The following is a 2,075-nucleotide window of genomic DNA, read 5'->3' on the forward strand; positions in this document are numbered from 1 at the left end:
TGCGTCAGCAGAATATGTGATACAGGATATATTCCGCTTCCTCGCTCACTGACTCGCTACGCTCGGTCGTTCGACTGCGGCGAGCGGAAATGGCTTACGAACGGGGCGGAGATTTCCTGGAAGATGCCAGGAAGATACTTAACAGGGAAGTGAGAGGGCCGCGGCAAAGCCGTTTTTCCATAGGCTCCGCCCCCCTGACAAGCATCACGAAATCTGACGCTCAAATCAGTGGTGGCGAAACCCGACAGGACTATAAAGATACCAGGCGTTTCCCCCTGGCGGCTCCCTCGTGCGCTCTCCTGTTCCTGCCTTTCGGTTTACCGGTGTCATTCCGCTGTTATGGCCGCGTTTGTCTCATTCCACGCCTGACACTCAGTTCCGGGTAGGCAGTTCGCTCCAAGCTGGACTGTATGCACGAACCCCCCGTTCAGTCCGACCGCTGCGCCTTATCCGGTAACTATCGTCTTGAGTCCAACCCGGAAAGACATGCAAAAGCACCACTGGCAGCAGCCACTGGTAATTGATTTAGAGGAGTTAGTCTTGAAGTCATGCGCCGGTTAAGGCTAAACTGAAAGGACAAGTTTTGGTGACTGCGCTCCTCCAAGCCAGTTACCTCGGTTCAAAGAGTTGGTAGCTCAGAGAACCTTCGAAAAACCGCCCTGCAAGGCGGTTTTTTCGTTTTCAGAGCAAGAGATTACGCGCAGACCAAAACGATCTCAAGAAGATCATCTTATTAATCAGATAAAATATTTCTAGATTTCAGTGCAATTTATCTCTTCAAATGTAGCACCTGAAGTCAGCCCCATACGATATAAGTTATTGACAGGATTAACCAAAAACTTGAGAACCTCACCAGAAGGACCAAAGAATGTCATCTTTGTCGTTTCCCCATTCGTCTCTCCATTCTTATATTCGAATGATTTACCATCAAGAAAAGCTGCATTAGGTGAAAGCATTATCTTTAAATCTCGTCCTTCACACTGATAATGGAATTGTTGTGCAAATGAACTTGCAGAAAGAAGAAGCAGCGAACAAAAAAGTATCTTTTTCATATCAGTCCTTTAAATTTAAAAAATCACTCACCACTCATGCTATCAATAGATTTCTTAACCTCTCCAGCCCTCTCGACTAAAGCATGATTTCTCTTCAGCATAAATGTATAGCCGATCCGACTAATTGGATTCATTGCGTTGTATGTATATGCAACCTCAAATAAAGATACTCCTCGCTGATTTTGCTCAGATCCAATCCAAGCACCATAGCCAACCAACAGCAAAAAAACGACGATAACAGTAATGCAGATTTTTTTTATCATTCCCTATCCAGATAATATGAAGAAAACAGAATTGAACATAACATCCGTTGCCCGCACCCCCGCAGGCGCCCTCAGCGCAATCCTGCCGCATCAGGGCCGTTTCCGGCACCTTGCCTCAGCAGTATCCCGGAAAAACGCCCCTGATGATTTCTGCGCGACTGCATGGCTATGCACGCAGATGAATGGCAGGTGATTTCGCAGCATCAGCACCACTAAACCGCCAAAAGCCAAAATCAGCGGCGCGGCGCGCGCGGACGTGACCAGGCAAAATCGGACTGCTGCCGCTCATCCTCACGTAATGCACGCTGGCGGTCGGCGTAACGCTGCAACTCAATTTGCGCACGCGCTCTGTTCAGGACGGTGTGCCGGTTAGGCTGATTTAGCTTTTTACCTGACGCTCTTTCAGCTGCGGCAACAGCATCATCAAGAAATTTTTTCTCTGCAGGCGTCAAGTTTGTCAGTCTGGCCATAACGTTCTCCAGTCAGAATAAATCAGCACAGTCTGCCAGACACAGTAGATACGGTGAAGCGCCAGCGACGGTGAAAGGCAGTCAGAAACGGTGAACGGGAGCGGATTTTAATCCGGTGCCGTGAGGCGTTGGACAAGCCGCAGGCGCGTCATTAGCTTTTAGCGGGTTTCGGGGCGCAGCCCTGAACCAGTCACGTAGCGCTAGCGGAGTGTATACTGGCTTACTATGTTGGCACTGATGAGGGTGTCGGTGAAGTGCTTCATGTGGCAGGAGAAAAAAGGCTGCACCGG

4 protein-coding genes are annotated in these 2,075 nt (G+C 49.1%); 1 reads left to right on the top strand and 3 read right to left on the bottom strand.

The features are described 5' to 3' along the window. The first annotated feature begins 410 nt into the window (after window positions 1-410). Complete coding sequence (locus tag HV127_RS31545) at window positions 411-524, top strand: hypothetical protein (RefSeq protein ID WP_059570819.1); 114 nt, start codon at window positions 411-413, stop codon at window positions 522-524. Window positions 525-752: 228 nt separating this feature from the next. Here HV127_RS31545 and HV127_RS31550 read toward each other — a convergent pair whose 3' ends face one another. From HV127_RS31550 to HV127_RS31560, 3 genes are all read right to left on the bottom strand, one after another. Beyond that, window positions 753-1,052 carry a hypothetical protein gene (locus HV127_RS31550; RefSeq protein ID WP_016247612.1) on the bottom strand — a complete coding sequence of 100 codons (300 nt, stop codon included), beginning with the start codon at window positions 1,050-1,052 and terminating at the stop codon, window positions 753-755. Between the two features lie 23 nt (window positions 1,053-1,075). Continuing rightward, window positions 1,076-1,315, bottom strand: a complete 240-nt coding sequence (locus HV127_RS31555) for a hypothetical protein (RefSeq protein WP_001560795.1) — start codon at window positions 1,313-1,315, stop codon at window positions 1,076-1,078. Between the two features lie 233 nt (window positions 1,316-1,548). Then, on the bottom strand, window positions 1,549-1,785 hold the full coding sequence (locus tag HV127_RS31560) for a hypothetical protein (RefSeq protein WP_182241003.1): 237 nt from the start codon (window positions 1,783-1,785) through the stop codon (window positions 1,549-1,551). Window positions 1,786-2,075 lie beyond the last annotated feature (290 nt).

This window comes from Klebsiella sp. RHBSTW-00215, from assembly GCF_014103785.1.
Classification (GTDB): Bacteria; Pseudomonadota; Gammaproteobacteria; order Enterobacterales; family Enterobacteriaceae; genus Klebsiella.